Annotated in this window: 22 protein-coding genes; 6 read left to right on the plus strand and 16 right to left on the minus strand. The window is 61.5% G+C overall.

Translation table 11 applies throughout. The features are described 5' to 3' along the window. Positions 1-150: 150 nt before the first annotated feature. Genes JLG71_RS14975 through JLG71_RS14995 form a run of 5 tightly spaced genes read left to right on the plus strand, consistent with a single transcriptional unit; the run spans position 151 to position 5,393 of the window. Positions 151-582, plus strand: a complete 432-nt coding sequence (locus JLG71_RS14975; RefSeq protein ID WP_014229199.1) for a MarR family winged helix-turn-helix transcriptional regulator — start codon at positions 151-153, stop codon at positions 580-582. Further along, on the plus strand, positions 582-2,234 hold the full coding sequence (locus JLG71_RS14980; protein WP_025107913.1) for an MFS transporter: 1,653 nt from the start codon (positions 582-584) through the stop codon (positions 2,232-2,234). Before JLG71_RS14975 ends, JLG71_RS14980 begins: the two co-directional genes overlap by 1 nt. Before the next feature lie 22 nt (positions 2,235-2,256). Further along, on the plus strand, positions 2,257-3,342 hold the full coding sequence (locus JLG71_RS14985) for an HlyD family secretion protein (protein ID WP_014229197.1): 1,086 nt from the start codon (positions 2,257-2,259) through the stop codon (positions 3,340-3,342). Beyond that, positions 3,339-4,718 (plus strand): efflux transporter outer membrane subunit, encoded by a 1,380-nt coding sequence (locus tag JLG71_RS14990; RefSeq protein WP_025107915.1) that lies wholly within the window; start codon positions 3,339-3,341, stop codon positions 4,716-4,718. Before JLG71_RS14985 ends, JLG71_RS14990 begins: the two co-directional genes overlap by 4 nt. A gap of 15 nt (positions 4,719-4,733) precedes the next feature. After that, a complete protein-coding gene (locus JLG71_RS14995; RefSeq protein WP_200913553.1) occupies positions 4,734-5,393 on the plus strand; it encodes an O-methyltransferase in 660 nt (219 codons plus the stop codon). Positions 5,394-5,441: 48 nt separating this feature from the next. Here JLG71_RS14995 and hrpA read toward each other — a convergent pair whose 3' ends face one another. Continuing rightward, positions 5,442-9,344, minus strand: coding sequence for an ATP-dependent RNA helicase HrpA (hrpA, locus tag JLG71_RS15000; RefSeq protein ID WP_200913555.1), 3,903 nt, complete (start codon positions 9,342-9,344; stop codon positions 5,442-5,444). Positions 9,345-9,548: 204 nt separating this feature from the next. Here hrpA and azoR point away from each other — a divergent pair, with 204 nt between their 5' ends. Next, positions 9,549-10,154 carry an FMN-dependent NADH-azoreductase gene (azoR, locus tag JLG71_RS15005; RefSeq protein ID WP_014229193.1) on the plus strand — a complete coding sequence of 202 codons (606 nt, stop codon included), beginning with the start codon at positions 9,549-9,551 and terminating at the stop codon, positions 10,152-10,154. Between the two features lie 37 nt (positions 10,155-10,191). Here azoR and JLG71_RS15010 read toward each other — a convergent pair whose 3' ends face one another. From JLG71_RS15010 to paaA, 15 genes are all read right to left on the minus strand, one after another. Continuing rightward, the gene (locus tag JLG71_RS15010; protein ID WP_086074107.1) at positions 10,192-10,602 is read right to left on the minus strand and encodes a GFA family protein; all 411 of its coding nucleotides are present in this window, start codon (positions 10,600-10,602) and stop codon (positions 10,192-10,194) included. 8 nt (positions 10,603-10,610) lie between these two features. After that, on the minus strand, positions 10,611-11,207 hold the full coding sequence (gene paaY, locus JLG71_RS15015) for a phenylacetic acid degradation protein PaaY (protein ID WP_200913562.1): 597 nt from the start codon (positions 11,205-11,207) through the stop codon (positions 10,611-10,613). Between the two features lie 9 nt (positions 11,208-11,216). Next, positions 11,217-12,143 (minus strand): phenylacetic acid degradation operon negative regulatory protein PaaX, encoded by a 927-nt coding sequence (paaX, locus tag JLG71_RS15020; protein ID WP_187228583.1) that lies wholly within the window; start codon positions 12,141-12,143, stop codon positions 11,217-11,219. Positions 12,144-13,615: 1,472 nt separating this feature from the next. Next, complete coding sequence (locus tag JLG71_RS15025; RefSeq protein ID WP_032747738.1) at positions 13,616-14,596, minus strand: IS110 family RNA-guided transposase; 981 nt, start codon at positions 14,594-14,596, stop codon at positions 13,616-13,618. 587 nt (positions 14,597-15,183) lie between these two features. Continuing rightward, complete coding sequence (gene paaK / locus JLG71_RS15030) at positions 15,184-16,500, minus strand: phenylacetate--CoA ligase PaaK (RefSeq protein WP_004850513.1); 1,317 nt, start codon at positions 16,498-16,500, stop codon at positions 15,184-15,186. A 28-nt stretch (positions 16,501-16,528) separates the two neighbouring features. After that, a complete protein-coding gene (gene pcaF / locus JLG71_RS15035) occupies positions 16,529-17,734 on the minus strand; it encodes a 3-oxoadipyl-CoA thiolase (protein WP_048263577.1) in 1,206 nt (401 codons plus the stop codon). Next, positions 17,734-18,156 carry a hydroxyphenylacetyl-CoA thioesterase PaaI gene (gene paaI / locus JLG71_RS15040; protein WP_025107920.1) on the minus strand — a complete coding sequence of 141 codons (423 nt, stop codon included), beginning with the start codon at positions 18,154-18,156 and terminating at the stop codon, positions 17,734-17,736. Before paaI ends, pcaF begins: the two co-directional genes overlap by 1 nt. Then, complete coding sequence (locus tag JLG71_RS15045; RefSeq protein ID WP_200913564.1) at positions 18,146-19,567, minus strand: 3-hydroxyacyl-CoA dehydrogenase; 1,422 nt, start codon at positions 19,565-19,567, stop codon at positions 18,146-18,148. The genes paaI and JLG71_RS15045 overlap by 11 nt, the downstream gene beginning before the upstream one ends. Before the next feature lie 3 nt (positions 19,568-19,570). Further along, on the minus strand, positions 19,571-20,359 hold the full coding sequence (gene paaG / locus JLG71_RS15050; RefSeq protein ID WP_046877272.1) for a 2-(1,2-epoxy-1,2-dihydrophenyl)acetyl-CoA isomerase PaaG: 789 nt from the start codon (positions 20,357-20,359) through the stop codon (positions 19,571-19,573). Between the two features lie 2 nt (positions 20,360-20,361). Beyond that, the gene (paaF, locus tag JLG71_RS15055; RefSeq protein ID WP_064358464.1) at positions 20,362-21,129 is read right to left on the minus strand and encodes a 2,3-dehydroadipyl-CoA hydratase PaaF; all 768 of its coding nucleotides are present in this window, start codon (positions 21,127-21,129) and stop codon (positions 20,362-20,364) included. Further along, on the minus strand, positions 21,126-22,196 hold the full coding sequence (gene paaE / locus JLG71_RS15060) for a 1,2-phenylacetyl-CoA epoxidase subunit PaaE (protein ID WP_047723821.1): 1,071 nt from the start codon (positions 22,194-22,196) through the stop codon (positions 21,126-21,128). The genes paaF and paaE overlap by 4 nt, the downstream gene beginning before the upstream one ends. A gap of 7 nt (positions 22,197-22,203) precedes the next feature. Then, entirely contained in the window at positions 22,204-22,701 is a 498-nt protein-coding gene (gene paaD / locus JLG71_RS15065; RefSeq protein WP_004850498.1) for a 1,2-phenylacetyl-CoA epoxidase subunit PaaD, read from the minus strand. Positions 22,702-22,713: 12 nt separating this feature from the next. Beyond that, positions 22,714-23,469: a 1,2-phenylacetyl-CoA epoxidase subunit PaaC gene (gene paaC, locus JLG71_RS15070; RefSeq protein ID WP_025107925.1), complete on the minus strand. Its 756-nt coding sequence runs from the start codon at positions 23,467-23,469 to the stop codon at positions 22,714-22,716. 7 nt (positions 23,470-23,476) lie between these two features. Continuing rightward, positions 23,477-23,764: a 1,2-phenylacetyl-CoA epoxidase subunit PaaB gene (gene paaB / locus JLG71_RS15075; RefSeq protein ID WP_200913566.1), complete on the minus strand. Its 288-nt coding sequence runs from the start codon at positions 23,762-23,764 to the stop codon at positions 23,477-23,479. A gap of 11 nt (positions 23,765-23,775) precedes the next feature. After that, positions 23,776-24,705: a 1,2-phenylacetyl-CoA epoxidase subunit PaaA gene (gene paaA / locus JLG71_RS15080; RefSeq protein WP_025107926.1), complete on the minus strand. Its 930-nt coding sequence runs from the start codon at positions 24,703-24,705 to the stop codon at positions 23,776-23,778. Positions 24,706-24,745 lie beyond the last annotated feature (40 nt).

Below are 24,745 nucleotides of genomic sequence, written 5' to 3' on the forward strand. Positions count from 1 at the left end.
CCGGGCTGAGATCAGAACTCTCTTCCCCCCTCCCAAAGCATCTTCCACAATAAACGCACATACCGTTAACCTGTTTTTATCAATCAGGCTTGAATTCTCGTTCTGGTCAGGCAAAAATCATTAGAGCTCTAACGATATTGCAGACTGACCATGGATAACCGACAGCTTAACTTTTCCCATCTTTTATATCTGACCGCCCACCACTGGCGCCTGGCGGTCAACCGTCGGCTCAAGGACCTTGGCATGAGCCAGGCCAGCTGGGTCGCCGTTTCCGCCATTGCGCGCAACGAAAAGCCGCTATCGCAAAGCGAGCTGGCCCAGGAGCTCGGCGTAGAAAGCGCAACCCTCGTACCGCTGCTCAACCGGCTGGTCGATCTCGGTCTGGTCGAGCGGGTGAAAACCGAACGCGACAAGCGTAAACGACTGCTGATCGCTACCGCCAAAGGCCTTGAGGTGTATCAGCAGGTGAAAACGGTGGCCGATGATTTGCGGGAGGAGATCCTTACCGCCATTACCCCCGAAGAGCAGCGGCAGACGCAGCGGGTACTGGAGAAGCTGCTGCGCGAGGTTGAGAAAAAATAATGCCGCGTCGTCACGCTAATCCCTATGTTCCTCACGACTGGGCCCCGCACGAAAAACCGGCGATCCTCGGCTCGCCGTCGACCCCCATTCACAGTACGCCAAAACGTATTGCCTACGGGATCGTCGGGCTGCTGGTCTGCCTGACGGGCGCGCTCGGCAACGCGGTGGTGACCGCCAATCTGCAGCTGTTGCAGGGTACCTTTGCCGCCTGGTCAACCGAGATTGCCTGGCTCCCGGCGGTCTACGTGATGACCAACGTCTCCATCAACCTGCTGCTGGTGAAGTTTCGCCAGCAGTTCGGCCTGCGCGCTTTTACCGAGGGTTTTCTCGTTCTCTACGTGCTGGTGACCTTTTTCCACCTGTTCGTCAACGACCTCAGTTCAGCGCTGATGGTGCGCGCCGCCCACGGCATGGTGGCCGCAGCGCTAAGCTCGCTGGGGATTTATTATCAGGTGCAGGCCTGGCCCGCCCGCCATCGGCTCAAAGCGCTGACCATCGGCATCACCGGTTCATCCCTGGCGATCCCGCTGGCGCGCCTGTTCTCAACCGAGCTGCTGCAAATCGACGAGTGGCGCGGGCTGTACTTCTTTGAGCTGGGGCTGGCGCTGGTGTCGCTGGCCTGCGTGATTGCCCTCAAGCTGCCGCCAAGCGATCGTAAAAAGGTGTTTGAGAAGAAAGACTTCATCACCTTCTTCCTGCTGGCGCCGGGGATGGCGCTGGTCACCGCGGTGCTGTCGCTGGGACGGCTGGACTGGTGGTTTGAAGCGCCGTGGATCGGCTGGGCGCTGGCGGGCGCGGTGGTGCTGATTGTCTCCGCGATTGCCTTTGAGCATAACCGCAGCAACCCGCTGCTCAATATCAAATGGCTCTCCAGCGGCAGTATTCTGCGCCTCGGGCTGATTATGCTGCTGATCCGCATCGTGCTGGCGGAGCAGAATACCGGCGTTATCGGCTGGCTGCAGTACGTCGGTTTGCAGAATGAACAGATGACCAACCTGGCATGGTCGATTTTCGCCGGGATCGTCTGCGGCATCGTCGCCAGCTGCCTGACGCTCAACCCGCAGCGCCTCTACTGGCCCACCGCCACGGCGCTGGCGTTGATTATGGTTGCCTCGCTGCTCGACAGCCAGTCGACGATCCTCACGCGACCGGAGCAGCTGATGTTCAGCCAGTTTCTGCTGGGCTTCGGCAGCGCCTTTTTCCTCGCCCCGGCGATGCTGGCGGGGATTGGCGGCGTCATTGCCGACCAGCGCAACCTGGTGAGCTTCTCGGTGCTGTTCGGCATGAGCCAGAATATCGGCGGCCTGCTGGGTTCCGCTATTCTCGGCACCTTTCAGACCTGGCGGGAGAAGTTTCACTCCAGCCAGCTCGCCGACCAGCTCACCACGCTCAATCCGCTGATTACCGAGCGCTTGCAGCAGTACAGCCAGATGTATCAAAACCAGATTGGCGACAGCACGTTGCTCAACGTTCAGGCCACCACGCTGCTGCAAAACGCCGCCACCCTGCAGGCCAATATTCTCGCTTACAATGATACCTATCTGCTGACGGCGGCGATTTCAGCCGCCACGCTGGTATGGGTTTTCTGGCGCTTAATAAGATTACGTATTACCGCTCGTATCGCGCTGAAGCGCGCGACGGGAAGCAAATAAAAATTTTCACTCTGGAGTTATTATGAGTCAGCAGGATGCGGCCAAACAGCAGGCCAATACCCGAAATAATATTCGCATCGTCTCTATTTTTACCGCCGCCGCCATTGGCATCGTTGGCGTACTGGTTATTCTCTACGCCTGGCAGCTGCCGCCGTTTACCCGAGAAAGCCAGTTTACCGATAACGCCTACGTTCGCGGGCAAACCACGTTTATCAGCCCGCAGGTCAACGGTTATATCACCGAGGTTAAGGTCCAGGATTTTAATCAGGTAAAAGCCGGCGACGTGCTGTTTCAAATCGACGACCGCATCTATAAGCAGCGCGTCCATCAGGCGGAAGCTCAGCTGGCGATGAAAGAGGCGGCGCTGAAGAACAATCAGCAGCAGCGTAAAAGCGCCGAAGCGGTCATCACCCGTAACGAAGCGGCGCTGCAAAACGCCCGCGCGCAGAATCTGAAAACCCAGGCGGATTTAAAACGCGTTCAGGAGCTGACCGCCGACGGCTCGTTATCGATTCGCGAACGCGATTCCGCCCGCGCCAGCGCGGCGCAGGGCACCGCGGATATCGAGCAGGCCAAAGCAACGCTGGAGATGTCGCGCCAGGATTTGCAATCAACCATCGTTAATCGTGACTCGCTGCTCGCCGACGTCGCCAATGCGAAAGCCGCGCTGGAGCTGGCGCAGATAGACCTGCAAAACACCCGTATTATCGCGCCGACGGACGGTCAGCTTGGGCAAATCTCCGTTCGCCTTGGCGCATACGTGACCGCCGGGACGCATTTGACCTCGCTGGTGCCGCCGCAGCACTGGCTGATCGCTAACCTGAAAGAGACCCAGCTGGCCCAGGTGCGCGTCGGACAGCCGGTGACCTTTACCGTGGATGCGCTGAACAGCGAGAAATTCACCGGTACGGTGCAGAGCATCTCCCCGGCGACCGGCGTGGAGTTCAGCGCTATTTCGCCGGATAACGCCACCGGTAACTTTGTCAAAATCGCCCAGCGCATTCCGGTACGCATCGCCGTTGATGAGGGGCAGAAAAACGGCCAGCGCCTGCGGCCGGGCATGTCGGTGCAGGTCACCATCGATACCCGCGCGGAGGAGCAGCAATGATCCGTCCGCTCGCTCTCGCCGTTATGCTTGCGCTGGCCGGCTGCCAGTCCGCCGACGTTCAACGGGCCGCGCCCGGGCTGCAGATCCCCGCCGCCTGGCGGGCGGATGTCGGCCCCTCCAGCCCGGTTGAGGGCGTGTGGTGGCGCAACTTCCACGACAGTACGCTCAATCTCTACGTTGACCAGGCGCTGCGCTACAACAGCGACGTGCTGATAGCCCGCGAACGGGTCAACGAGTACCAGGCGCGGGCTTACGCCGCCGATAGCAGCCTGTTTCCCTCCCTTGACGCCGGATTGACCGGCACCCGCGCGCGGTCACAGTCGGCCGCTACCGGCCTGCCGGTCCACAGTACGGTGTATAAAGGCGCGCTAACCGCCAGCTACGATGTTGATCTCTGGGGAGTAAACCGCAGCGCCGCCAGCGCGGCGCAAGCCAGCCTGGAGGCGCAAAAGGCGGCTGCCGCAGCGGCGAATCTGACCGTCGCCTCTTCGGTAGCGGCCGGCTATATCACCCTGCTCTCGCTGGATGAACAGCTGCGGGTGACGCAGCAAACGTTAAAATCGCGCGAAGATGCCTTCAACCTGGCGAAGCGCCAGTTTGAGACGGGCTATACCTCACGCCTGGAGCTGATGCAGGCGGACTCCGAACTGCGCTCCACGCGCGCGCAAATTCCGCCGCTGCGCCACCAAATCGCCCAGCAGGAAAATGCGCTCAGCCTTCTGCTCGGCGCCAATCCGGACGCCGTTAAGCGCAACGCGTTCGCGCAGCTGTCGCCGCTATCGCTACCTTCCCAGCTGCCGTCAACCCTGCTCAACCGCCGACCGGATATCGTTCAGGCCCAGCGTCAGCTGGTGGCCGCCGACGCCACCCTGGCGTCATCGCAGGCGCAGCTGCTGCCGTCCATTAACCTTACCGCCACCGGCAGCCTGCAGGATCGCACCCTGCCCGACCTGCTGGATAATCCGCTACGCTTATGGAGCCTCGGCGGCAGCATTCTGGCGCCGCTGCTCAACCGCCAGGCGCTGAATGCCCAGGTGGACGTTTCGATGGCCCAGCGCAATCAGGCGCTGTTTAGCTATGAGAAAACGGTACGCGGCGCGTTTAAAGAGGTGAATGACAGTCTCGATGCCATCGGCCGCTACGGCGAGCAGCTGGCGGAGCTGCAGGCGCAGGAGAAGGTGGCCCAGGAGACGCTGCGCATCGCGCAAAACCGCTATCGCAACGGCTACTCCTCCTATCTGGACGTGCTGGACGCCCAGCGCACGCTGTTTTCCACCCAGCTCAGCGTGGTACAGGTAAAAAACAACCTGCTGCTGGCGCAAGTTGATTTGTACCGGTCGCTGGGAGGCGGCTGGTCTGATTCATCAGGGATGTAATACGGGAAATCTGACATGCAACAACAGTGGTCGGCAGTAGATAATTATCTCGTGACAGCGTTAATCCCCACCGATCCGCTACTCAGCCAGGTTCTGGAGAATAACCAGCGCGCCGGGCTTCCGGCTATCGACGTTGCCGCTAATCAGGGGCAGTTTCTGGCCCTGCTGGTGCGCATGACGGGCGCCAGACGCATCCTCGAGATTGGCACGCTCGGCGGCTACAGCACCATCTGGATGGCCAGAGAATTGCCCGCCGATGGCGAATTACTTACCCTGGAGGCCGACGCGCACCATGCCGCCGTCGCCCGCGAGAACCTGCGCCTGGCGGGCGTGGACGATCGCGTTGCGGTGCTGGAAGGTCCGGCGCTGACCAGCCTCGAAACGCTGGGAGAGCGCCCGCCGTTCGATCTCATTTTTATCGATGCGGATAAGCCCAATAATCCCCACTATCTGCGCTGGGCGTTACGCTATTCCCGTCCGGGGACAGTGATTGTGGGCGATAACGTGGTGCGCGATGGCGAAGTGACGAATCCGGATAGCGCGGATGACCGGGTGCAGGGCGTCAGAGCGTTTATCGACATGATGGGCAGCGACCCGCGACTGACGGTCACGGCCCTGCAAACCGTGGGCAGCAAAGGCTGGGATGGGTTCACCCTCGCGTGGGTGAACGCCTGACGCTATCCGCCCTCCCCGGCAGCCTGCGCCACCGGGGAAAGCGGCGGCCTAGGCCGTAATCTGCTCCATTGCCTGCAGTACCCGCTTGTCGGAAATCGGATACGGCGTGCCGAGCTGCTGGGCGAACAGGCTGACGCGCAGCTCTTCAATCATCCAGCGGATCTCCTGCACGTCGTCATCCTGACGGCGCTGAGGCGGCAGCTTATTCAGCCACTGCTGCCACGCCTGCTGGATGCTCTCCACTTTAAGCATCTGCGCGCGGTCGCGGTGCGGATCGATGGCCATTTTCTCCAGCCGTTTTTCAATCGCCTGCAGATAGCGCAGCGTGTCTCCAAGGCGGCGGAAGCCGTTACCGGTGACGAAACCGCGATACACCAGCCCGCTCATCTGCGATTTGATATCCGACAGCCCCAGCGCCATGGTCATATCCACGCGCCCTTTCAGGCGTTTGTTGACGTTAAAGACCGCGGTCAGGATCTGTTCGACCTGTTTGGCAATGTCCACAACCGTCTCGTTCAGCTCGGCGCGCACCTTTTCATGCAGCGCGGCAAAGCCCTCTTCGCTCCATACCGGGCCGCCCGCTTCGTCAATCAGCTTATCCACGCCGCAGGCGATGCAGTCATCGATCAGATCCAGCACTTTACCGTAGGGGTTGAAATAGAGCCCCAGCTTGGCTTTATTCGGCAGCTTTTCGTGCAGATACTTTATCGGCGACGGGATATTCAGCAGCAGCAGGCGGCGCAGGCCGCGCCACATCTCCTGCTGCTGCTCCAGCGGATTATCAAACAGCTTGATGGCCACGCTGTCGCGTTCGTCCACCAGCGCCGGCCAGGCCTTAACTTTGTAGTTACCGCGCTTCTGCTCGTAGCTCTCCGGAAGCCGGCCAAAGCTCCAGATATGCAGCCCGCTCTGCTCGATACCGTCATCGGCGACCGCGGACAGCGTCTCCTGCACCTTACCTTTCAGCGCATCTTTCAGATCCTGCAGCGAACGCCCTTCCTGCAGCTTCTTGTTTTTCTCGTCCACCACCCGAAAAGTGATTTTCAGGTGATCGGGCACCTGATCCCATTGCCAGGCCTCGCGGTCGATAGTCACGCCGGTCATCCGCCGCAGCTCGCGCTCCAGTGAATCCAGCAGCGGCAGCTCCAGCGGCGTCGCGCGGCCGAGAAACGCTTCCGCGTAGTTTGGCGCCGGGACAAAATTGCGGCGCACCGGCTTCGGCAGCGATTTAATCAGGGCGATAACCAGCTCCCGGCGCAGCCCCGGGATCTGCCACTCAAACCCGGCCTCTTCCACCTGGTTGAGCAGCGGCAGCGGAATATGCACCGTCACGCCGTCGGCGTCGGCGCCCGGCTCGAACTGATAGGTCAGACGCAGCTTGAGGTTGCCCTGATGCCAGAAGTTCGGATAGTCGAGCTTGCTGACCTGCTCCGCGCCTTCCTTAATCAGCATGCTCTTTTCAAAGTTGAGCAGATCCGGCGTCTCGCGGCTGGCCTGCTTCCACCATTTATCAAAGTGGCGCGCGGAGATGACGTCATGGCTGATGCGCTGGTCGTAGAACTCAAACAGCGTTTCGTCATCGACGAGAATGTCGCGACGGCGCGATTTATGCTCCAGCTCTTCAATTTCGTTGCGCAGCTTCAGGTTTTCGCGGAAGAAAGCGTGGCGAGTCTGCCAGTCGCCCTCCACCAGCGCGTGACGAATAAACAGCTCGCGGCATAGCGCCGGGTCAATCTGGCTGTAGTTGACCTTGCGGGCAGCGACAATCGGCAGGCCGTAAACGGTCACCTTCTCCGTCGCCATCACCGCGCCCTGCCCGCGCTCCCAGTGGGGTTCGCTGTACGAGCGTTTGATCAGATGCTGCGCCACCGGCTCGACCCATTCCGGCTCAATGCGCGCGGCGATGCGCCCCCACAGGCGGCTGGTTTCCACCAGTTCGGCGACCATCGTCCATTTCGGCGGCTTTTTAAACAGCCCCGATCCGGGGAAGATGGAGAAGCGGGCGTTGCGCGCGCCGGTAAACTCCTGCTTGTCGGCGTCTTTCATACCGATGTGCGACAGCAGACCGGTCAGCAGCGCGGTGTGAATTTCGCGATACTCCGCCGGCTCGCTATTGACCGGCAGGCCGAGCTCTTTGACCACCTGACGCAGCTGGGTGTAGATATCCTGCCACTCGCGCACGCGCAGGTAGTTGAGAAAATCGACCCGGCACTGGCGGCGGAACTGGTTCGAGGAGAGCGCTTTTTGCTGCTCGCCCAGGTAGTTCCACAGGTTGACGAACGCCAGGAAGTCGGACTCTTTGTCGTGGAAGCGGCGGTGTTTCTCGTCGGACGCCTGCTGCTTGTCCATTGGCCGCTCGCGCGGATCCTGAATAGAGAGCGCCGAGGTGATAATCATCGCCTCGCGCACGCAGCCGTGTTTTTGCGCTTCCAGCACCATGCGCGCCAGACGCGGGTCCACCGGTAGCTGGCTCAGCTGGCGGCCCATCGGCGTCAGCTTATAGGCGGTCTGCTGTTCGTCAGTGGTAATCGCTCCCAGCTCTTCCAGCAGGCGCACGCCGTCCTGAATATTGCGTTTGTCCGGCGCTTCAACGAACGGGAACGCGGCAATATCGCCGAGCCCGAGCGCGGTCATTTGCAGAATAACCGACGCCAGGTTGGTGCGCAGAATCTCCGGGTCGGTAAACTCCGGACGCGACAGGAAGTCGTCTTCAGAATAAAGACGAATACAGATCCCTTCGGAGACGCGGCCGCAGCGGCCCTTACGCTGGTTAGCCGACGCCTGGGAAACCGGCTCAATCGGCAGGCGCTGTACTTTGGTCCGGAAGCTGTAGCGGCTGATACGCGCGGTGCCTGGATCGATAACGTACTTGATGCCCGGCACGGTCAGCGAGGTTTCCGCGACGTTGGTGGCCAGCACTATCCGCCGCCCGCTGTGGGCCTGGAACACGCGATTCTGTTCGCTGTTGGACAGTCGCGCATACAGCGGCAGCACTTCGGTATGGCGCAGATTCAGCTTATTGAGCGCATCGGCGGTATCGCGAATTTCGCGCTCGCCGCTCATAAAAATGAGGATATCGCCGGGGCTTTCACGCCCGAGCTCATCAACGGCGTCGAAAATCGCCTGCAGCTGATCGCGCTCGGTGTCGTCGGCGTCTTCAACGATGGGTCGATAGCGCACTTCTACCGGGTAGGTGCGCCCGGACACTTCGATAATCGGGGCGTTGTTAAAGTGGCGCGAGAAGCGTTCCGGGTCGATGGTCGCCGAGGTGATAATAATTTTCAGATCCGGGCGACGGGGCAGCAGTTCCCGCAAATAACCCAGCAGGAAGTCGATATTGAGGCTGCGTTCGTGCGCTTCATCGATAATGATGGTGTCATACTGCATCAGCAGCCGGTCCTGCTGGATTTCCGCCAGCAGAATACCGTCGGTCATCAGCTTAACCATGGTTTTATCGCTGACGTGGTCGCTAAAGCGAACTTTATAGCCGATGCAGCCGCCGGGCTCCGTTTGCAGCTCTTCGGCGATACGGTTGGCGACGGTACGCGCGGCCAGGCGACGCGGCTGCGTATGGCCAATTAAGCCTTTAACGCCGCGCCCCAGCTCCATACAAATTTTTGGCAGCTGGGTGGTTTTCCCCGACCCGGTTTCCCCCGCCACAATTACCACCTGGTGATCGCGAACGGCTTCGAGAATCTCCTGTTTTTTCTGGCTAACCGGCAGGTTTTCCGGATAAGCGATCGCCGGCCGCGCGGCTTCGCGCAGCAGGACTCTCCCTGCCGCCTGTTCAATTTCTTGCGCCATCTCCTGAAGAATGGCCTGTTGGGCATCAGGATTTTTAACCTTCTTCACGCCGTGCAGGCGACGGGCGAAGCGCGACTTATCGCGCAGCATCAGGCCATCAAGCCGTTCAAAGAGCGATGAGAAGGTTATTTTTTGTTGTTCTGTCATAGCGTTATCGGGCAGCGCACTGCCGGGAAAAATCTCTTTTGAAGTATTGCGTTAGAGTACCACATCCGCGCATTTCGTGCCTTGTTCAAAAAAACTGAATACAGAGTTCGATTTATTGCGCTTTCTCTGTGGCATGATTGTGAATAGAGTGTCAACAAGCACCAGGGCATCGGCCCGTCAATCACATTAAAAAAGGAAACACCCATGAGCAAAGTATTAGTTCTGAAATCCAGTATTCTGGCAGGGTACTCGCAATCTGGTCAGCTGTCCGACTATTTTGTTGAACAATGGCGTGAAAAGCACGCGGAAGACGTTATCACCGTGCGCGACCTGGCTGCAAACCCAATTCCGGTACTGGACGGTGAGCTGGTTGGCGCTCTGCGTCCGAGCGACGCGCCGCTGACGCCGCGTCAGCAGGAAGCGCTGGCGCTTTCTGACGAACTGATCGCTGAACTGCAGGCGAACGATGTGATTGTTATCGCGGCGCCGATGTACAACTTCAACATCCCGACCCAGCTGAAAAACTACTTCGACCTGGTGGCGCGCGCTGGCGTGACCTTCCGCTACACCGAGAAAGGGCCGGAAGGTCTGGTGAAAGGTAAACGTGCGGTTGTCGTCACCAGCCGCGGCGGTATCCATAAAGATACCCCGACCGATCTGGTGACCCCTTACCTCTCCACCTTCCTCGGCTTTATCGGCATTACCGATGTGAACTTCGTGTTTGCTGAAGGCATCGCCTACGGCCCGGAAGTCGCAGCGAAAGCGCAGTCTGATGCGAAAGCCGCTATCGACAGCGTTGTAGCCGCGTAAGAGTTGACTCCTCCCGCTTCCCGGCGGGAGGAGAGTTTCATTTTTTCTCGTAGCGCAAATACCCCACCACGCCACCGCCGCCATCTTTCGGATGATTCACGCCGTCGTTGACCTCCACGCAGGGAAAATCGAAGGGCGACACGCCGTCAATGCAGGCCACATTCACGCCGTACTGCTGCGGGTTTGAACGCCGCTGATGAAAGGTGTAGATCCCGCATACCGAGCAGAAAAAGTGCACGGCTTGACCGGTATTAAAACGATACTCCGTGAGCTTATCCCGTCCGCGCACCACCTCTATTCCTGAAAGCGGCGCGGAGACCGCAACCGCCCCACGCATCCGGCAATATGAACAGTTACAGCGGCGAACGGTGTTGAAACCATCGCTAAGCTCAACGGTAAACGCCACCGCGCCGCAGTGGCACTGAGCGGATAATTTCTCTGCCATGATTTTGCCCCTCAGGATGATGATTTCGGCCGCAAATTCTCGTCAAAGATCAGCCGCTTTCTGTCCGGCTCTGCTTCTTTGAGCGGTTCCACCTGATGCAGCGTCTGTTTGCAGCGCTCCACCAGCACCTGATACTCCCGCGTCCCCTGCTTCTTCCAGGCCAGCTCCTGTTCACTTAATGTACGAATGGCTTTTGCCGGACTGCCGACAATCAGATGGTTGGCGGGCATTTCAGCGTTGGCTTTCACAAAGGCCGAAGCGCCGACGATGCTGTTTTCCCCAATCCTGGCCCCGTCAATAATCACCGCGCTCATCCCCACCAGCGCGTTGCGGCCGATGGTGCAGCCGTGCAGAATCGCGCCGTGGCCGATATGTCCCTCTTCTTCCACCACCGTGTCCTGGCCGGGAAAGCCGTGCATCACGCAGTTATCCTGGATGTTAGCGCCATATTTCACCACGATACGGCCAAAATCGCCGCGCAGGCTGGCGTTAGGGCCGACGTAGACCCCTTTGCCGAGGATCACGTCGCCAATCAGCACGGCGGTGGGATGAACATAGCTTTCGTCCGGTACAACCGGCGTCATACCGTCAATCTGATAAATGGGCATGGTGCCTCCTTATACGCCCGACAGCCCGCCGAAGCGCTGGAAATAGAGCGGCCCCGGCGCGGGAAGTTCCCCCACCGAGCTTTCGCCCTTCTCGCCGACAAACGCCAGCGCGCCGGGCGCAACGCGTTGATAAATATTGATGCACAGCTGGCGCGCGGTTTGTCCGGCCCAGTGCGCGGGGAGCAGTTCTTCGGGCAGCAGCGGATCTTTCAGCACCACCCGGCGATAGAAGTGAATCAGCAGGAGCTGAATTTGAAAGCAGCGTTCAGGCGTCAGCTCCGCGGGCTCGCAGTCGCGAAGCAGCGGCAGCAGCGGTCGAAACAGGGTGATAAACGCGTCATACATCGCGTTCTGGTCGGTAAGATGCCAACACTCTTCAACGCGAGCGCGCAGCGCCGCCCGGGAGAGCGCCAGCGGGGAATGCGCTTCGAAGCAGATAACGTTTTCCGCTACGCCCGCTTCGTGCAGCAGAGATTGCACGTCCGCCAGCTTCTGCGATGGCGAAGCCAGCAGGCTCGGCGCCAGCGCGCCAAATCCCTGCCACAGCAGCTGTTTTTTGACTTCCGCCAGAGTGCTCTTCTCCAGCCCTTCCGACAGCAGCAGCAGCCAGGTACCGTCCCACTCCGGGGCGCTGGCGCGATAGATTTTATGCTCCGCCCGGCGGGTCAGGCGCAGGCCTTTGTCGCTGAGGCGGTAGAAGCTGCGGCGGCCAATGCGCACCACATCGAGCCACTCTTCTTTATTCAGGCGGAACAGCGCGGTACGCACGAATCGTTCGCCGAATCCGAGCCCTTCCAGCAGCGCCGCCACGCTGCCGAGCCAGACCTCTCCGCCGCGCTGGAGCAAGGCGTCGCCGTATAAAGAAGCAATAAGCGAGGTCCCGCTAATGGGCATCGCGGCGACGGACTGTTGAATAAAGGTGTCGAGTTTACTCATCTGATTCATTCTGTTGTGATTTTTGTCCTTTTTGAATCATAGCACAGGAAATCCCGGAGGCGGTGCTGCGCACCTGTCCGGGCTACCGGCCCGCAGACGACGGTGAACACGTAGCCCGGCTAAGCGCAGCGCGAGCCGGGAAGAGGCCGAGCTGATACATCAGCCCCGGCACACTCCCCGGGTCGCGGCGTAAACGCCTTACCCGGGCTACCGACCCGCAGACGACGGTGAACACGTAGCCCGGCTAAGCGCAGCGCGAGCCGGGAAGAAACTGAGCTGATACATCAGCCCCGGCACACTCCCCGGGTCGCGGCGTAAACGCCTTACCCGGGCTACCGGCCCGCAGACGACGGTGAATTTGTAGCCCGGCTAAGCGCAGCGCGAGCCGGGAAGAGGCTGAGCTGATACATCAGCCCCGGCACACTCCCCGGGTCGCGGCGTAAACGCCTTACCCGGGCTACCGCCCCGCAGACGACGGTGAATACGTAGCCCGGCTAAGCGCAGCGCGAGCCGGGAAGAAACTGAGCTGATACATCAACCCCGGCACACTCCCCGGGTCGCGGCGTAAACGCCTTACCCGGGCTACCGGCCCACAGAAGACGGTGAATTTGTAGCCCGGCTAAGCGCAGCGCGAGCCGGGAAGAAGCTGAGCTGATACATCAACCCCGGCACACTCCCCGGGTCGCGGCGTAAACGCCTTACCCGGGCTACCGGACCGCAGACGACGGTGAATACGTAGCCCGGCTAAGCGCAGCGCGAGCCGGGAAGAGGCAGAGCTGATACATCAACCCCGGCACACTCCCCGGGTCGCGGCGTAAACGCCTTACCCGGGCTACCGGACCGCAGACGACGGTGAATACGTAGCCCGGCTAAGCGCAGCGCGAGCCGGGAAGAGGCAGAGCTGATACATCAGCCCCGGCACACTCCCCGGGTCGCGGCGTAAACGCCTTACCCGGGCTACCGCCCCGCAGACGATGAAGAATACGTAGCCCGGCTAAGCGCAGCGCGAGCCGGGAAGAGGCCGAGCTGATACATCCCCCTCGGCACTCTCCCCGGGTCGCGGCGTAAACGCCTTACCCGGGCTACCGCCCCTCAGACGACGGTGAACACGTAGCCCGGCTAAGCGCAGCGCGAGCCGGGAAGAAGCCGAGCTGATACATCCCCCCCGGCACTCTCCCCGGGTCGCGGCGTAAACGCCTTACCCGGGCTACCGGCCCGCAGACGGCGATGAACACGTAGCCCGGCTAAGCGCAGCGCGAGCCGGGAAGAGGCCGAGCTGATACATCAACCCCGGCACTCTCCCCGGGTCGCGGCGTAAACGCCTTACCCGGGCTACGGGAGTTGCGGCATCGGGTAGATACTGTGAACGCCTGCAACCATTTTTAGTTGCCGATACTTTCTCCGGCTCCCGGATGACAGGCACACCAACGACAGCACTCTCTGGTGCTGTCGTTTTTTCTCAGGGAACGTTGTTACGCTATCAACAGCTCATGCTGTGACGCATCGAACGCCTTTCCTGACTTCAGTACTCCATAAGCCACCTGCGCCAGCTTTCGCATCATCGCCCCTATGATGACTTTTGCCCGCTTTCCGCTCTCTTCCAGCCTTTTCCTGAACGCTTTTCCCCACGCCGTATGGTACAGCGCCGATAACGCTGGCATGTATAACGCCTTGCGCAGTTGAACCGGCCCCGCTTTGCTCATCCGGCTCGCCCGCATCACGCTGCTTCCCGACTCATGCTGCACCGGCGTCAGTCCTGCATACGCCGCGAACTGCCGCGCTGTACCGAACTTCAGCCTCAGGCCCGTATACGCCAGCAGAACAGCCGCTGTTTTCTCCCCGATGCCCGGAATACTGTTCAGCAGCTTCCGCCGTCGTTTCATATCCGGGTCGTTATCCGTCAGGTCTTTTATCTGTTTTTCGATACGCGCCAGCTCCGCGCTCAGACATCCCAGCAGGATATCAATGCTGGCCAGCTGAACCTCCGGCGCGGTTTCCCGCCGGTTTTTCTCCTGCGTCTGCATCTCTGTCAGCGCCTGATGCCTTAACACCAGGGCTTTCAGTGCCCGCTCTGTCGGATGAGGGGCCTCCCAGGCTGACGGGCGTTTTTCCCGGCAGAAGTGAGCCAGCATACGGGCGTCCACTTTGTCAGTTTTACTGCGCAACCCCTCACTCTGTGCGAAAGCTTTACTGAGGGCGGGGTTGATGATGGACACGGTATACCCGGCATCACTCAGATGCGCGGCCGCGTCTTCCATGTAGGTGCTGGTGGACTCCATGCAGACATGGGCACGGTTCACGTCATGGCCGCGAAGCCAGCGGACCAGCGCTTCGTGTCCGGAGAGGGTATTGTCAAATTTTTTACAGCGATGCCGGCCATCAGGGCGAAGAATATCGACATCCAGTTTAGCTTTGGCGACATCAATACCGATGAAGTGGAGTTCATTTTCCATAGTGAAACCAACCTTGCAAATACGGGTTACCGGTGAAAGCCGGTCCATGATACTGTCCGGTTTATCACATGAGAAAGAACGGCGGTCCGGTGCAAAGGATCTACGGAACAGGCGCGAAAGCCTAAGCCCGGACACGGCATCCGGACCGCCATCAGAGAGAACTGGCCGGTTCTTTCTGACGGAGTAATCATACAAGCGCGAGCCGGGAAGAGGCCGAGCTGATACATCCCCCTCGGCACTCTCCCCGGGTCGCGGCGTAAACGCCTTACCCGGGCTACCGCCCCTCAGACGACGGTGAACACGTAGCCCGGCTAAGCGCAGCGCGAGCCGGGAAGAAGCCGAGCTGATACATCCCCCCCGGCACTCTCCCCGGGTCGCGGCGTAAACGCCTTACCCGGGCTACCGGCCCGCAGACGGCGATGAACACGTAGCCCGGCTAAGCGCAGCGCGAGCCGGGAAGAGGCCGAGCTGATACATCAACCCCGGCACTCTCCCCGGGTCGCGGCGTAAACGCCTTACCCGGGCTACGGGAGTTGCGGCATCGGGTAGCCCGGACAGGCACAATGCGCCGCCTCCGGGAGAATGCGTTATCCGTTAGCGGCCACCTTGCGCAGATCGAACACGCGGCAGGCCTTACCCTCGGAGCGCGGAATGCTGCCGCAGTTAACAATGCTGATATCGGTCGAAATCCCCACCATCGACTTGATCCGGTGGCGCAGCTGGTGGCAAATCTGACAGCGCTGCTCGTGGTTCAGCGCCAGACCGCTCTCTTTTAGCTCCACGCGCACCGAAAGTGAATCAAGATGGCCCCGGCGGTTGACTTCCAGCTGATAGTGCGGCGCCAGATGTTCGAACTTGAGGATCTCCTCTTCCAGCTGCGACGGGAAGACGTTCACGCCGCGGATAATCAGCATATCGTCGCTGCGCCCGCTGATGCGATCCATCCGGCGCATGGTGCGGGCGGTGCCCGGCAGCAGTCGCGTCAGGTCGCGGGTGCGGTAGCGGATCACCGGCAGCGCTTCTTTGGTCAGGGTGGTGAACAGCAGCTCGCCGTGTTCGCCGTCCGCCAGCGGCGTACCGGTGTCCGGATTCACCACTTCAGGGTAGAAGTGATCCTCCCAGATCGTCGGACCGTCGGCGGTTTCCAGACACTCCATCGCCACCCCCGGCCCCATCACCTCCGACAGGCCATAGATATCCAGCGCCGAAATCCCCAGACGACGTTCGATTTCCGCCCGCATCGCATGGGTCCACGGCTCCGCGCCGAACACGCCCACCCGCAGGGAGCAGCCGCTGGCGTCGCCGCCCATCTGGCGCTCCAGCTCTTCAATCAGGTTCAGACAGTAGGACGGCGTCACCATAATCATATCCGGCTTGAAATCGCGGATCAGCTGCGCCTGTTTTTCAGTCTGCCCGCCGGACATGGGAATGACCGTCGCGCCTAAACGCTCCGCGCCGTAGTGGGCGCCCAGCCCGCCGGTAAACAGGCCATAGCCGTAGGCGACATGAATTTTGTCTTTTGCCGTCCCGCCCGCCGCGCGCAGGGAGCGGGCGACAATATTGGCCCAGTTATCAATATCGTTTTGCGTATAGCCCACCACCGTCGGCTTGCCGGTGGTGCCCGAAGACGCGTGGATACGCACCACCTGCTCCATCGGCACCGCAAAGGTATCAAAGGGGTAGTTGTCGCGCAGATCCTGCTTGGTGGTGCAGGGAAACTTGCTCAGATCGCTCAGTTCGTGAAAATCGTCAGGATGAATGCCCGCCGCGTCAAATTTACGGCGATACATCGGCACGTTCTCATACGCATGCTTAAGGGTCCACTTCAGACGCTGGGTTTGCAGGGCCTGTAGCTCGTCGCGCGATGCGGTTTCAATCGGGTCTAATTGAGTTATCGTTGTCATTTTGTAGGGTACTCGCAGGTAGATTCGCTCACACTCGCTCAAGGATCATGGCAATGCCCTGACCCACGCCAATACACATCGTACACAGCGCATAGCGCCCGCCGCGGCGCTGCAGCTCCAGGCTGGCGCTTAATGCCAGCCGGGCGCCGCTCATTCCCAACGGATGGCCTAAGGCGATGGCGCCGCCGTTGGGGTTAACATGCGGGGCATCATCCTCCAGCCCCAGCTGTCTGAGCACGCCCAGCGCCTGGGCGGCGAAGGCTTCATTCAGCTCAATCAGATCCATATCGTTTATACTCAGCCCGGCGCGCTCCAGCGCTTTACGTACCGCCGGTACCGGTCCAAGCCCCATCAGCTTCGGCTCGACGCCCGCCGTCGCCATCGCCACAATACGCGCCCGCGGCGTCAGCCCCTGGACGATGGCCTGCTGCGAGCTGGCGATAATCAGCGCCGCGGCGCCGTCGTTGACGCCGGAGGCATTACCCGCGGTCACTACGCCACCCTGACGGAACGGCGTTTTTAGCCGCGAAAGCTGTTCAATGGTGGTGTCCGCCCGCGGATGCTCGTCGTCGCGCACGACGTTTACCGCTCCTTTCCTGTCGACAACGTTTACCGGTACGATCTCCTGCGCCAGAATGCCGTCGCGCTGGGCCTGAGCCGTCCGCTGCTGGCTGCGGAAAGCGAAAGCGTCCTGATCGGCGCGGCTGATATTTAACAATTCAGCTACATTCTCCGCCGTTTCCGGCATGCTGTCAGTGCCAAATCGCTGCTGCATGAGCGGGTTCACAAAACGCCAGCCGATGGTGGTATCAAACAGCTCGGCCTGGCGCTGCCAGGGGGCGCTGGCTTTGGCCATCACAAACGGTGCGCGCGACATGGACTCGACGCCGCCGGCGATCATCAGATCCGCCTCTCCGGCTTTGATGGCGCGTGCGGCGAAGCCGATAGCGTCGAGACCGGAGCCGCACAGACGGTTAATGGTGGTGCCGGGTACGGTGTGCGGATAGCCCGCCAGCAGCGTCGCCATATGGGCCACGTTGCGGTTGTCTTCGCCAGCCTGGTTGGCGCAGCCGAGAATCACATCATCAATCGATGCCGGATCGAACTTCGGGTTACGGCTCAGCAGTTCGCGCAGCGGGATGGCGGCGAGGTCGTCGGCGCGCACGCTGGCCAGCGCCCCGCCGTAGCGGCCAATCGGCGTGCGGATCCCGTCACAAATAAAGGCGTCGCGCATCAGACTTCTCCTGTGATTGTGCCGCCGATGCGGTGCGATTTACCGCGGAACAGAGCGACAACTTTTTGCTGTTGGTTAACAATTTCTATGTCATAGACCCCGGTCAGCTTGCCCTGATGCTTAACTCTCGCCGTCGCGGTCAGCAGCTCGCCGACAAAGGCCGGACGCAGAAAATCGATGCTCGCCGCCGACGCGACCGCCGCCAGCCCCTGACTGTTGCAGGCGTAGGCGAAGGCGGTATCGGCGAGCGAAAACAGCTGTCCGCCGTGGCAGGTATGGTGGCCGTTGAGCATGTTCGGGGTGATCGCCATGGTCATCTGCGCGTAGCCCTGGTCCATCTCGATAATTTCAATTCCCAGCGCTTTCGCACAGTTATCGTTCTCGTACATCGCGCGGGCGTTGTGCCAGGCTTCATTGCTCATGATGTCTCTCCATCAGCGCCTTCTGGCGCAGCAGGGAACAGGGGCGATAGCGCTCTTCGCCGTAGTGCCGCTGCAGGTTTTCCAGCAGCCGCAGCACCCGGCCCCAGCCAAGTGATTCACCCCACGCCAGCGGGCCGCGCGGGTAGTTGACGCCCAGACGCATGGCGGTATCGATATCCTCCGCGCTGGCGACGCCCTTCTGCAGCGCGTCCAGCGCTTCGTTAACCAGCATCGCCACCGTCCGCCACACCAGCAGGCCGGGATAGTCGGCGATCTGCAGCACCTTTTTGCCCTGCTGCTGAAAATAGAAAGTCGCTTTATCGATCGCCGCCTGAGAGGTGGTTTCCGCGCTGGCCAGCACCACCGTATCGCCTGCGCTATGGTCGTAGACCACCACCGGACGGCCGTGCTGGATGCTTAATGCCAGGGCGGTTTCGCCGGTCGTTTCCAGCAGCAGCACCTCGTCCAGCTCGGTGACAACGTCACGTTTTATGCGCTTTGCTGCGCGTTCTGCCGATACGGCGGCCAGCGCCAGCTCAGGCTGCGCTTTGCCAGGCCAGCAGTAGACCCCCTGCCCGCTCTTTTTACCCAGCCGTCCGGCCAGCGCCAGCTCCTGCTGCAGCAGCGACGGCAGATAGCGGCGGTCCTGCCAGAAGGCGTTAAATACCGAACAGGTCACCGCAAAGTTGACGTCCTGGCCAATCAGGTCGGTCAGCGCCAGCGGCCCCATGGGAAAACCGCCGCCGTCGCGCAGGGCGGCATCAATCACCTCCGGCGCGGCGACCTGCTCCTCCAGCGCTCGCCACGCTTCGGCATAAAAAGGCCGCGCCACGCGGTTGACGATAAAGCCGGGCGTTGAGCGGCAGCGAACCGGCTGTTTTCCCCAGTCGCTGACCCGCTGGCAGAGCTGTTCAACGACTTCCGCCGAGGTGGCCAGGCCGCTGACCACTTCCACCAGCTTCATTACCGGGGCCGGGTTAAAGAAGTGCAGCCCGGCGACCCGCTCCGGGTGTTTTATTCCCGCGGCGATGGCGGTGATCGATATCGACGACGTGTTGCTGACCAGCAGCGTTGACGGGGAGCAGATTTCGGCCAGCTGTTTGAACAGCGCTTTTTTCACGTCCAGGCGCTCGGAGGCGGCTTCAATAACCAACTCCGCACGGGCTAAAGCGCTCAGATCCTCAGCCGGTGCCAGACGCGACAGCAGCGCCCCGGCCTGTTCCGCCGCCAGCTTGCCGCGGCTGACGCGGGAGGCCAGCCGCTGGCGAATCCCGTCGATGGCGCGAACCACCGCCTCAGGGGCGATGTCGTAAATCAGTACCGGATGCCCGGCGGCGGCGGCCACTTCGGCAATGCCGGCGCCCATGGTGCCGCTGCCTATCACCGCGACGGTAGGTAACGTTGTGCTCATCGGCTATTTCCCGCTGAAGTGAGGTGGACGCTTCGCCAGAAAAGCGCTGACGCCTTCGCGATAGTCGGCGCTGCGTCCGGCCAGGCGCTGGTAGTCGCGCTCCAGGTCAAGCTGCTGGTCCAGGGTCTGGGTTTCCGCCAGCCGCAGCGCGTTTTTAATCAGCCCGAGGCCATAGGTCGGCTGGGCGGCCAGGTGCCGGGCCAGCGCCAGGCTGGTGTCTTTCAGCTCGGCGTCATCCACCACCTGCCAGATCATCCCCCACTGCGCCGCCTGCTCCGCGCTCAGGCTATCGCCAAGCAGCGCCAGCCCCATCGCCCGCGCGCGCCCCGCCACGCGCGGCAGAAACCAGCTGCCGCCGCAGTCCGGCACCAGACCAAGCTTGCTGAACGCCATAACGAACTTCGCTGAACGCGCCGCCAGCACGATATCGCAGCCCATCGCCAGCGTAGCCCCCGCGCCCGCCGCGACGCCGTTCACCGCGCAAATCACCGGTTTCGGCAGCGCCGCCAGACGGCGCACCAGGGGGTTGTAGAAACGCTCAACCGATAAGCCGAGATCCGGCGCCGGTCCGCTGGGGTCAACGTTGCGGTCATTTAAATCCTGCCCGGCGCAAAAACCGCGCCCGGCGCCGGTCAGCAGTAAACAGCGCACGCTGTCGTCGCGTTCGGCCTGTTTCAGGCACGCCGCCAGCTGCTGGTGCATCAGGTCGTTAAAACTGTTCAGACGGTCCGGGCGATTAAGGGTAATCGTCATCACGCCCTGCTCCACTTCGCTGAGAATAAAAGCTTCCACGATTAGCGTCCTTTAAATTCCGCAGTACGTTTATGTAAAAAGGCGTCGATGCCTTCGCGGCGATCTTCGGTCGCGCTCAGCAAAGTAAACAGCTGGCGCTCCTGCTGAAGCCCGGCCTGCAGGCTCACCTCCTGCGACAGCCGCAAAGCCTGCTTAGCCGCGCGCAGCGCCAGCGGCGAGTGGCGAGCCACGGTTGCCGCCAGGCCGAGCGCGTATTCATCGGTGAGCGCTGGCGGATAAACCTCGCATACCAGCCCCGCCCGCTGCGCCTGATGGGCATCAATGCTTTCGCCGCTCAAGACCATCCGGCTGGCCAGCGCCTTACCGACGGAGCGGATCAGGCGCTGGGTTCCGCCCGCGCCCGGCATCATGCCGAGGGTGATTTCCGGCAGGCCGAAGCGGGCGTTATCGCCGGCGACGATCAGATCGCAGAGCAGCGCCAGCTCGAATCCGGCGCCGAGGGCATAGCCGTTAACCGAAGCGATCAGCGGTTTACTGAAGCCGTCGATACGCGCCCACAGCCGCGGGCGAATATCATCGAGCGTGGCGGGCAGATCTTTTTCCGCCATTTCGTTCAGGTCAGCCCCTGCGGCAAAGAAGCGTTCGTTACCGCTGATGACGCAGACGCAGACCGACGGGTCCAGCGCCGCCGCGTCGAGCACGTCGGCGATCTGCGTCAGCAGCGCGTTATTCAAAGCGTTGCGCGCCTGCGGGCGATTTAGCGTCAGCTGCAGTACGCGCGCGTGACGAGCAATGAACAGTTCGCTCATGCCATCCCCCGCGCGTCAAAGTCGACAACCACATCGTCGCTGGTGGGCAGCGCCTGACAGCTCAGCACGTAGCCCGCCGCCAGTTCGTCGGCTTCAAGGCTGTAGTTAGCGGCCATCGCCACCTCGCCGCGCAGCACTTTGCATTTACAGGTGGCGCAGACGCCCCCCTTGCAGGCAAACGGCAGGTCCGCCCCCTGGCGCAGCGCGGCGTCAAGAATGCTGTCATCCTCCGCGCTCAGGGCAATGGTTCGATCGCGGCCGTCCTGACGAATCGTGACCGCGCGGCCCTCCGCCTGGACGCCGGTAGCCCGCCTGGCGCGGCTGTCCGGGGTATTAAAACGTTCCAGATGAATCGCGTCCTCCGGTACGCCCAGCTCGCGCAGGGCGATCTCCGCTTCATCCATCATCGCCGCCGGGCCGCAGATAAAGGCGTGCTCGAAGCGGCTGAAGTCCAGCAGATGGGCGGCCAGTTCGCGCAGCTTGTCGCCGTTGATGCGCCCCTGCAGCAGATCGCTGTCCATCGACTCCTGGCTGAACAGGTGCACCACCTGCAGACGCTGCGGATAGCGGTCTTTCAGGTCGGCCAGCGCCTGACGGAACATCATGCTGTGGCTGCTGCGGTTGCCGTAAACCAGCGTGAAGCGGCTGTCGACTTCGGTGGCGAGGGTGGCGTCGATAATCGCCATCATCGGCGTAATGCCGGAGCCGGCGGCAATCGCCAGGTAGTCAGCGCAACGCCCGGCCTGCGGCTGGTAGCCGAAATGGCCCTGCGGCACCATCACGTCCAGCGCCATGCCTTGCTGAATGTCGCTCTGGGCATAGCGCGAGAAGCGCCCGCCGTCGATGGCCTTCACCGCCACGCTGATTTCACCCGGCGAGCGGCTGCGGCAAATGGAGTAGCAGCGCCTGAGCTCTTCCCCGCCAAGGCGCGCTTTCAGGGTCAGATGCTGGCCCGGACGGAAGGCGTATGCATTACGCAGCGCGTCGGGAATGGCAAAGGTGATGGTGACCGCATCGCGGGTTTCCGGCTCCACTTTCGCCACGGTAAGCGAATGAAATGTCGTCATCGCAACCTCAAATACATTTAAAGTAATCAAAGGGTTCCCGACAGCTGTCGCAGCGATACAGCGCTTTGCAGGCCGTGGAACCGAATTCGCTAATCAGCGAGGTGTGGCGGCTGCCGCAGCGCGGGCAGACCACGTCCTCCGGCATGTGGGCATGGCAGGCATGGCCCTGCGGCGGACTGATGCCGTACTGGCGCAGGCGTTCACGCGCGTCCGGCCCCATCCAGTCGGTGGTCCACGGCGGGTCAAGCTGCAGCACGATATGCACCGGCGCGTAGCCGTTTTCCGTCATTGCCGCGCGGATTTCTCCCAGCAGATGTTCGGTGGCCGGGCAGCCCGAATAGGTTGGCGTGAAGCCAATCACCCAGCCATCGCCGCGGCGCTCCACGCTGCGCACCAGGCCGAGGTCGGTAATGGTCAGCACCGGCACTTCCGGATCGGGAATGGCGCCTAACAGATCCCAGACGGCGTGGACCTCCGGGGGCGCGATATCAACCAGACGTTGCATAATCCCCTCCTGCTACCACTGCTGGCCGGGATAGGCGCGCTGTAAATACTGCATCTCCGCCAGCAGCGGCCCGAGATGCTCGCTGTGCAGCCCCTGCTTACCGCCGCTGCGGAAAGCCGCTTCTTGCGGGATCTGCAAACCGGCGTCGATCAGCGCCGTGTGCACCGCGTTCTGCCATTCGGCCTGCAGTTCGCGCGGGTCGACGGCGATGCCCTGCGCACTCAGCTCAATTTCCAGCTCATCGGCCTGGAACAGCTCGCCGGTAAAGCGCCACAGGTTATCCACCGCGCTCTGCATTCTCTGGGCGGAAAGCGCCGTGCCGTTGCCCAGGCGCTCCAGCCAGCCGCGGCTAAAGCGCTGGTGGTAGCGCACCTCTTTCAGCGCCCTGGCGGCGATGGCGGCAAGCTGCGCATCGCGACTGCCGACCAGGCGGCTGAACAGCGCCACGTGCCAGACATCGATGAAAAACTGGCGAGCGAGGGTGTCGGCGAAGTTGCCGTTTGGCTGCTCCACCAGCAGTAAATTGCAAAACTGGCGCTCGTCGCGGCCAAAGGCCAGGGTATCTTCATCGCCGCTGCCGGTCAGTTCGGCGGCGTAGCTGAGGAAATGGCGCGCCTGCCCCAGCAGGTCGAGGCCGATATTGGCCAGCGCCAGATCGATCTCCAGCTCCGGCGCATGGCCGCACCACTCGCCCAGACGCTGGGCCAGCACCAGGCCGTTATCGCCGAGGCGCAGGGCATAAGCGGCAACGGGGTTATCGTTTTTCATCGTGGCCTCACATATGTTCCATGCCGTCGGGCACGGTGTAGAAGGTGGGATGACGATAGATTTTGCTCTCCGCCGGGTCGAAAAATGCGCCGCGCTCTTCGGGCTGCGAGGCAACGATTTCGCTGGCCTTCACCACCCAAATCGAACAGCCTTCGCTGCGGCGGGTATAGGCATCGCGGGCGTTTTCCAGCGCCATCTGGTCATCGGCGGCGTGCAGGCTGCCGACGTGGCGGTGCGACAGTCCCTGTTTGCTGCGAACGAACACTTCATATAAAGGCCAGTAGTTTTTGCTCATTTTTATTCTCCTTACGCGGCGTCGCGAGCCTGCTGTTTTTGCGCATGCGCCAGCGCGGCTTCCCGCACCCACGCGCCCTCTTCCCATGCCTTGCGTTTAGCGCCCAGGCGTTCGTGGTTGCAGATCCCGCGTCCGGCAATCACTTCGTTAAATTCGTGCCAGTCGATGGCGCCAAAGCGGTAGTGGCCGCTGGTTTCATCCAGCCGCAAATCCGGGTCGGGTACGGTCATGCCGAGGATTTCCACCTGCGGAATGGTGTTATCGACAAAGCGCTGGCGCAGTTCGTCGTTCGAGTGGAGCTTGATTTTCCACGCCATGCTGCGGGCGCTGTTTGGCGAGTTATCGTCGCCCGGGCCAAACATCATCAGCGCCGGCCACCAGAAACGGTTGATGGCGTCCTGCAGCATCTGCCGCTGCGCGTCGCTGCCCTGCGCCAGCGCCATGCAGGCTTCAAACCCCTGGCGCTGGTGAAAGCTCTCCTCTTTGCAGATCTTGACCATTGCCCGGGCGTAGGGTCCGTAGGAGGTGCGACACAGCGCCACCTGATTGACGATGGCCGCGCCGTCCACCAGCCAGCCAATCACGCCGATATCCGCCCAGCTCAGGGTCGGGTAGTTAAAAATGGAGGAGTACTTCATCTTGCCGTCGAGCATTTTCTGATACAGGTCTTCGCGGGCGCAGCCGAGGGTTTCCGCCGCGCTGTAGAGGTACAGGCCGTGCCCGGCTTCATCCTGCACTTTCGCCAGCAGAATCGCTTTGCGCCTAAGGGTCGGCGCGCGTGTGATCCAGTTGCCTTCCGGCAGCATGCCGACGATTTCCGAGTGCGCGTGCTGACCAATCTGGCGGATCAGCGTTTTGCGGTAGGCTTCCGGCATCCAGTCCTGCGGTTCGATGGCCGTCTCCTGCGCGATGCGCTGGTCAAAGCGTTGTTCTTCTGTCACGTCATCACCTTTATGATTCCAATAAATTCGATTAAAAATA

The sequence above is a fragment of the Klebsiella michiganensis genome (assembly GCF_015139575.1).
In the GTDB taxonomy this organism is placed as follows: Bacteria; Pseudomonadota; Gammaproteobacteria; order Enterobacterales; family Enterobacteriaceae; genus Klebsiella; species Klebsiella michiganensis.

Excerpts from the sequence above, each read along its gene's own strand:
- JLG71_RS14975 (WP_014229199.1), top strand. The coding sequence starts at position 151 with ATGGATAACCGACAGCTTAACTTTTCCCATCTTTTATATCTGACCGCC.
- JLG71_RS14980 (WP_025107913.1), top strand. The coding sequence starts at position 582 with ATGCCGCGTCGTCACGCTAATCCCTATGTTCCTCACGACTGGGCCCCG.
- JLG71_RS14985 (WP_014229197.1), top strand. The coding sequence starts at position 2,257 with ATGAGTCAGCAGGATGCGGCCAAACAGCAGGCCAATACCCGAAATAAT.
- JLG71_RS14990 (WP_025107915.1), top strand. The coding sequence starts at position 3,339 with ATGATCCGTCCGCTCGCTCTCGCCGTTATGCTTGCGCTGGCCGGCTGC.
- JLG71_RS14995 (WP_200913553.1), top strand. The coding sequence starts at position 4,734 with ATGCAACAACAGTGGTCGGCAGTAGATAATTATCTCGTGACAGCGTTA.
- hrpA (WP_200913555.1), bottom strand. The coding sequence starts at position 9,344 with ATGACAGAACAACAAAAAATAACCTTCTCATCGCTCTTTGAACGGCTT.
- azoR (WP_014229193.1), top strand. The coding sequence starts at position 9,549 with ATGAGCAAAGTATTAGTTCTGAAATCCAGTATTCTGGCAGGGTACTCG.
- paaY (WP_200913562.1), bottom strand. The coding sequence starts at position 11,207 with ATGCCCATTTATCAGATTGACGGTATGACGCCGGTTGTACCGGACGAA.
- paaX (WP_187228583.1), bottom strand. The coding sequence starts at position 12,143 with ATGAGTAAACTCGACACCTTTATTCAACAGTCCGTCGCCGCGATGCCC.
- JLG71_RS15025 (WP_032747738.1), bottom strand. The coding sequence starts at position 14,596 with ATGGAAAATGAACTCCACTTCATCGGTATTGATGTCGCCAAAGCTAAA.
- paaK (WP_004850513.1), bottom strand. The coding sequence starts at position 16,500 with ATGACAACGATAACTCAATTAGACCCGATTGAAACCGCATCGCGCGAC.
- pcaF (WP_048263577.1), bottom strand. The coding sequence starts at position 17,734 with ATGCGCGACGCCTTTATTTGTGACGGGATCCGCACGCCGATTGGCCGC.
- paaI (WP_025107920.1), bottom strand. The coding sequence starts at position 18,156 with ATGAGCAATGAAGCCTGGCACAACGCCCGCGCGATGTACGAGAACGAT.
- JLG71_RS15045 (WP_200913564.1), bottom strand. The coding sequence starts at position 19,567 with ATGAGCACAACGTTACCTACCGTCGCGGTGATAGGCAGCGGCACCATG.
- paaF (WP_064358464.1), bottom strand. The coding sequence starts at position 21,129 with ATGAGCGAACTGTTCATTGCTCGTCACGCGCGCGTACTGCAGCTGACG.
- paaE (WP_047723821.1), bottom strand. The coding sequence starts at position 22,196 with ATGACGACATTTCATTCGCTTACCGTGGCGAAAGTGGAGCCGGAAACC.
- paaD (WP_004850498.1), bottom strand. The coding sequence starts at position 22,701 with ATGCAACGTCTGGTTGATATCGCGCCCCCGGAGGTCCACGCCGTCTGG.
- paaC (WP_025107925.1), bottom strand. The coding sequence starts at position 23,469 with ATGAAAAACGATAACCCCGTTGCCGCTTATGCCCTGCGCCTCGGCGAT.
- paaB (WP_200913566.1), bottom strand. The coding sequence starts at position 23,764 with ATGAGCAAAAACTACTGGCCTTTATATGAAGTGTTCGTTCGCAGCAAA.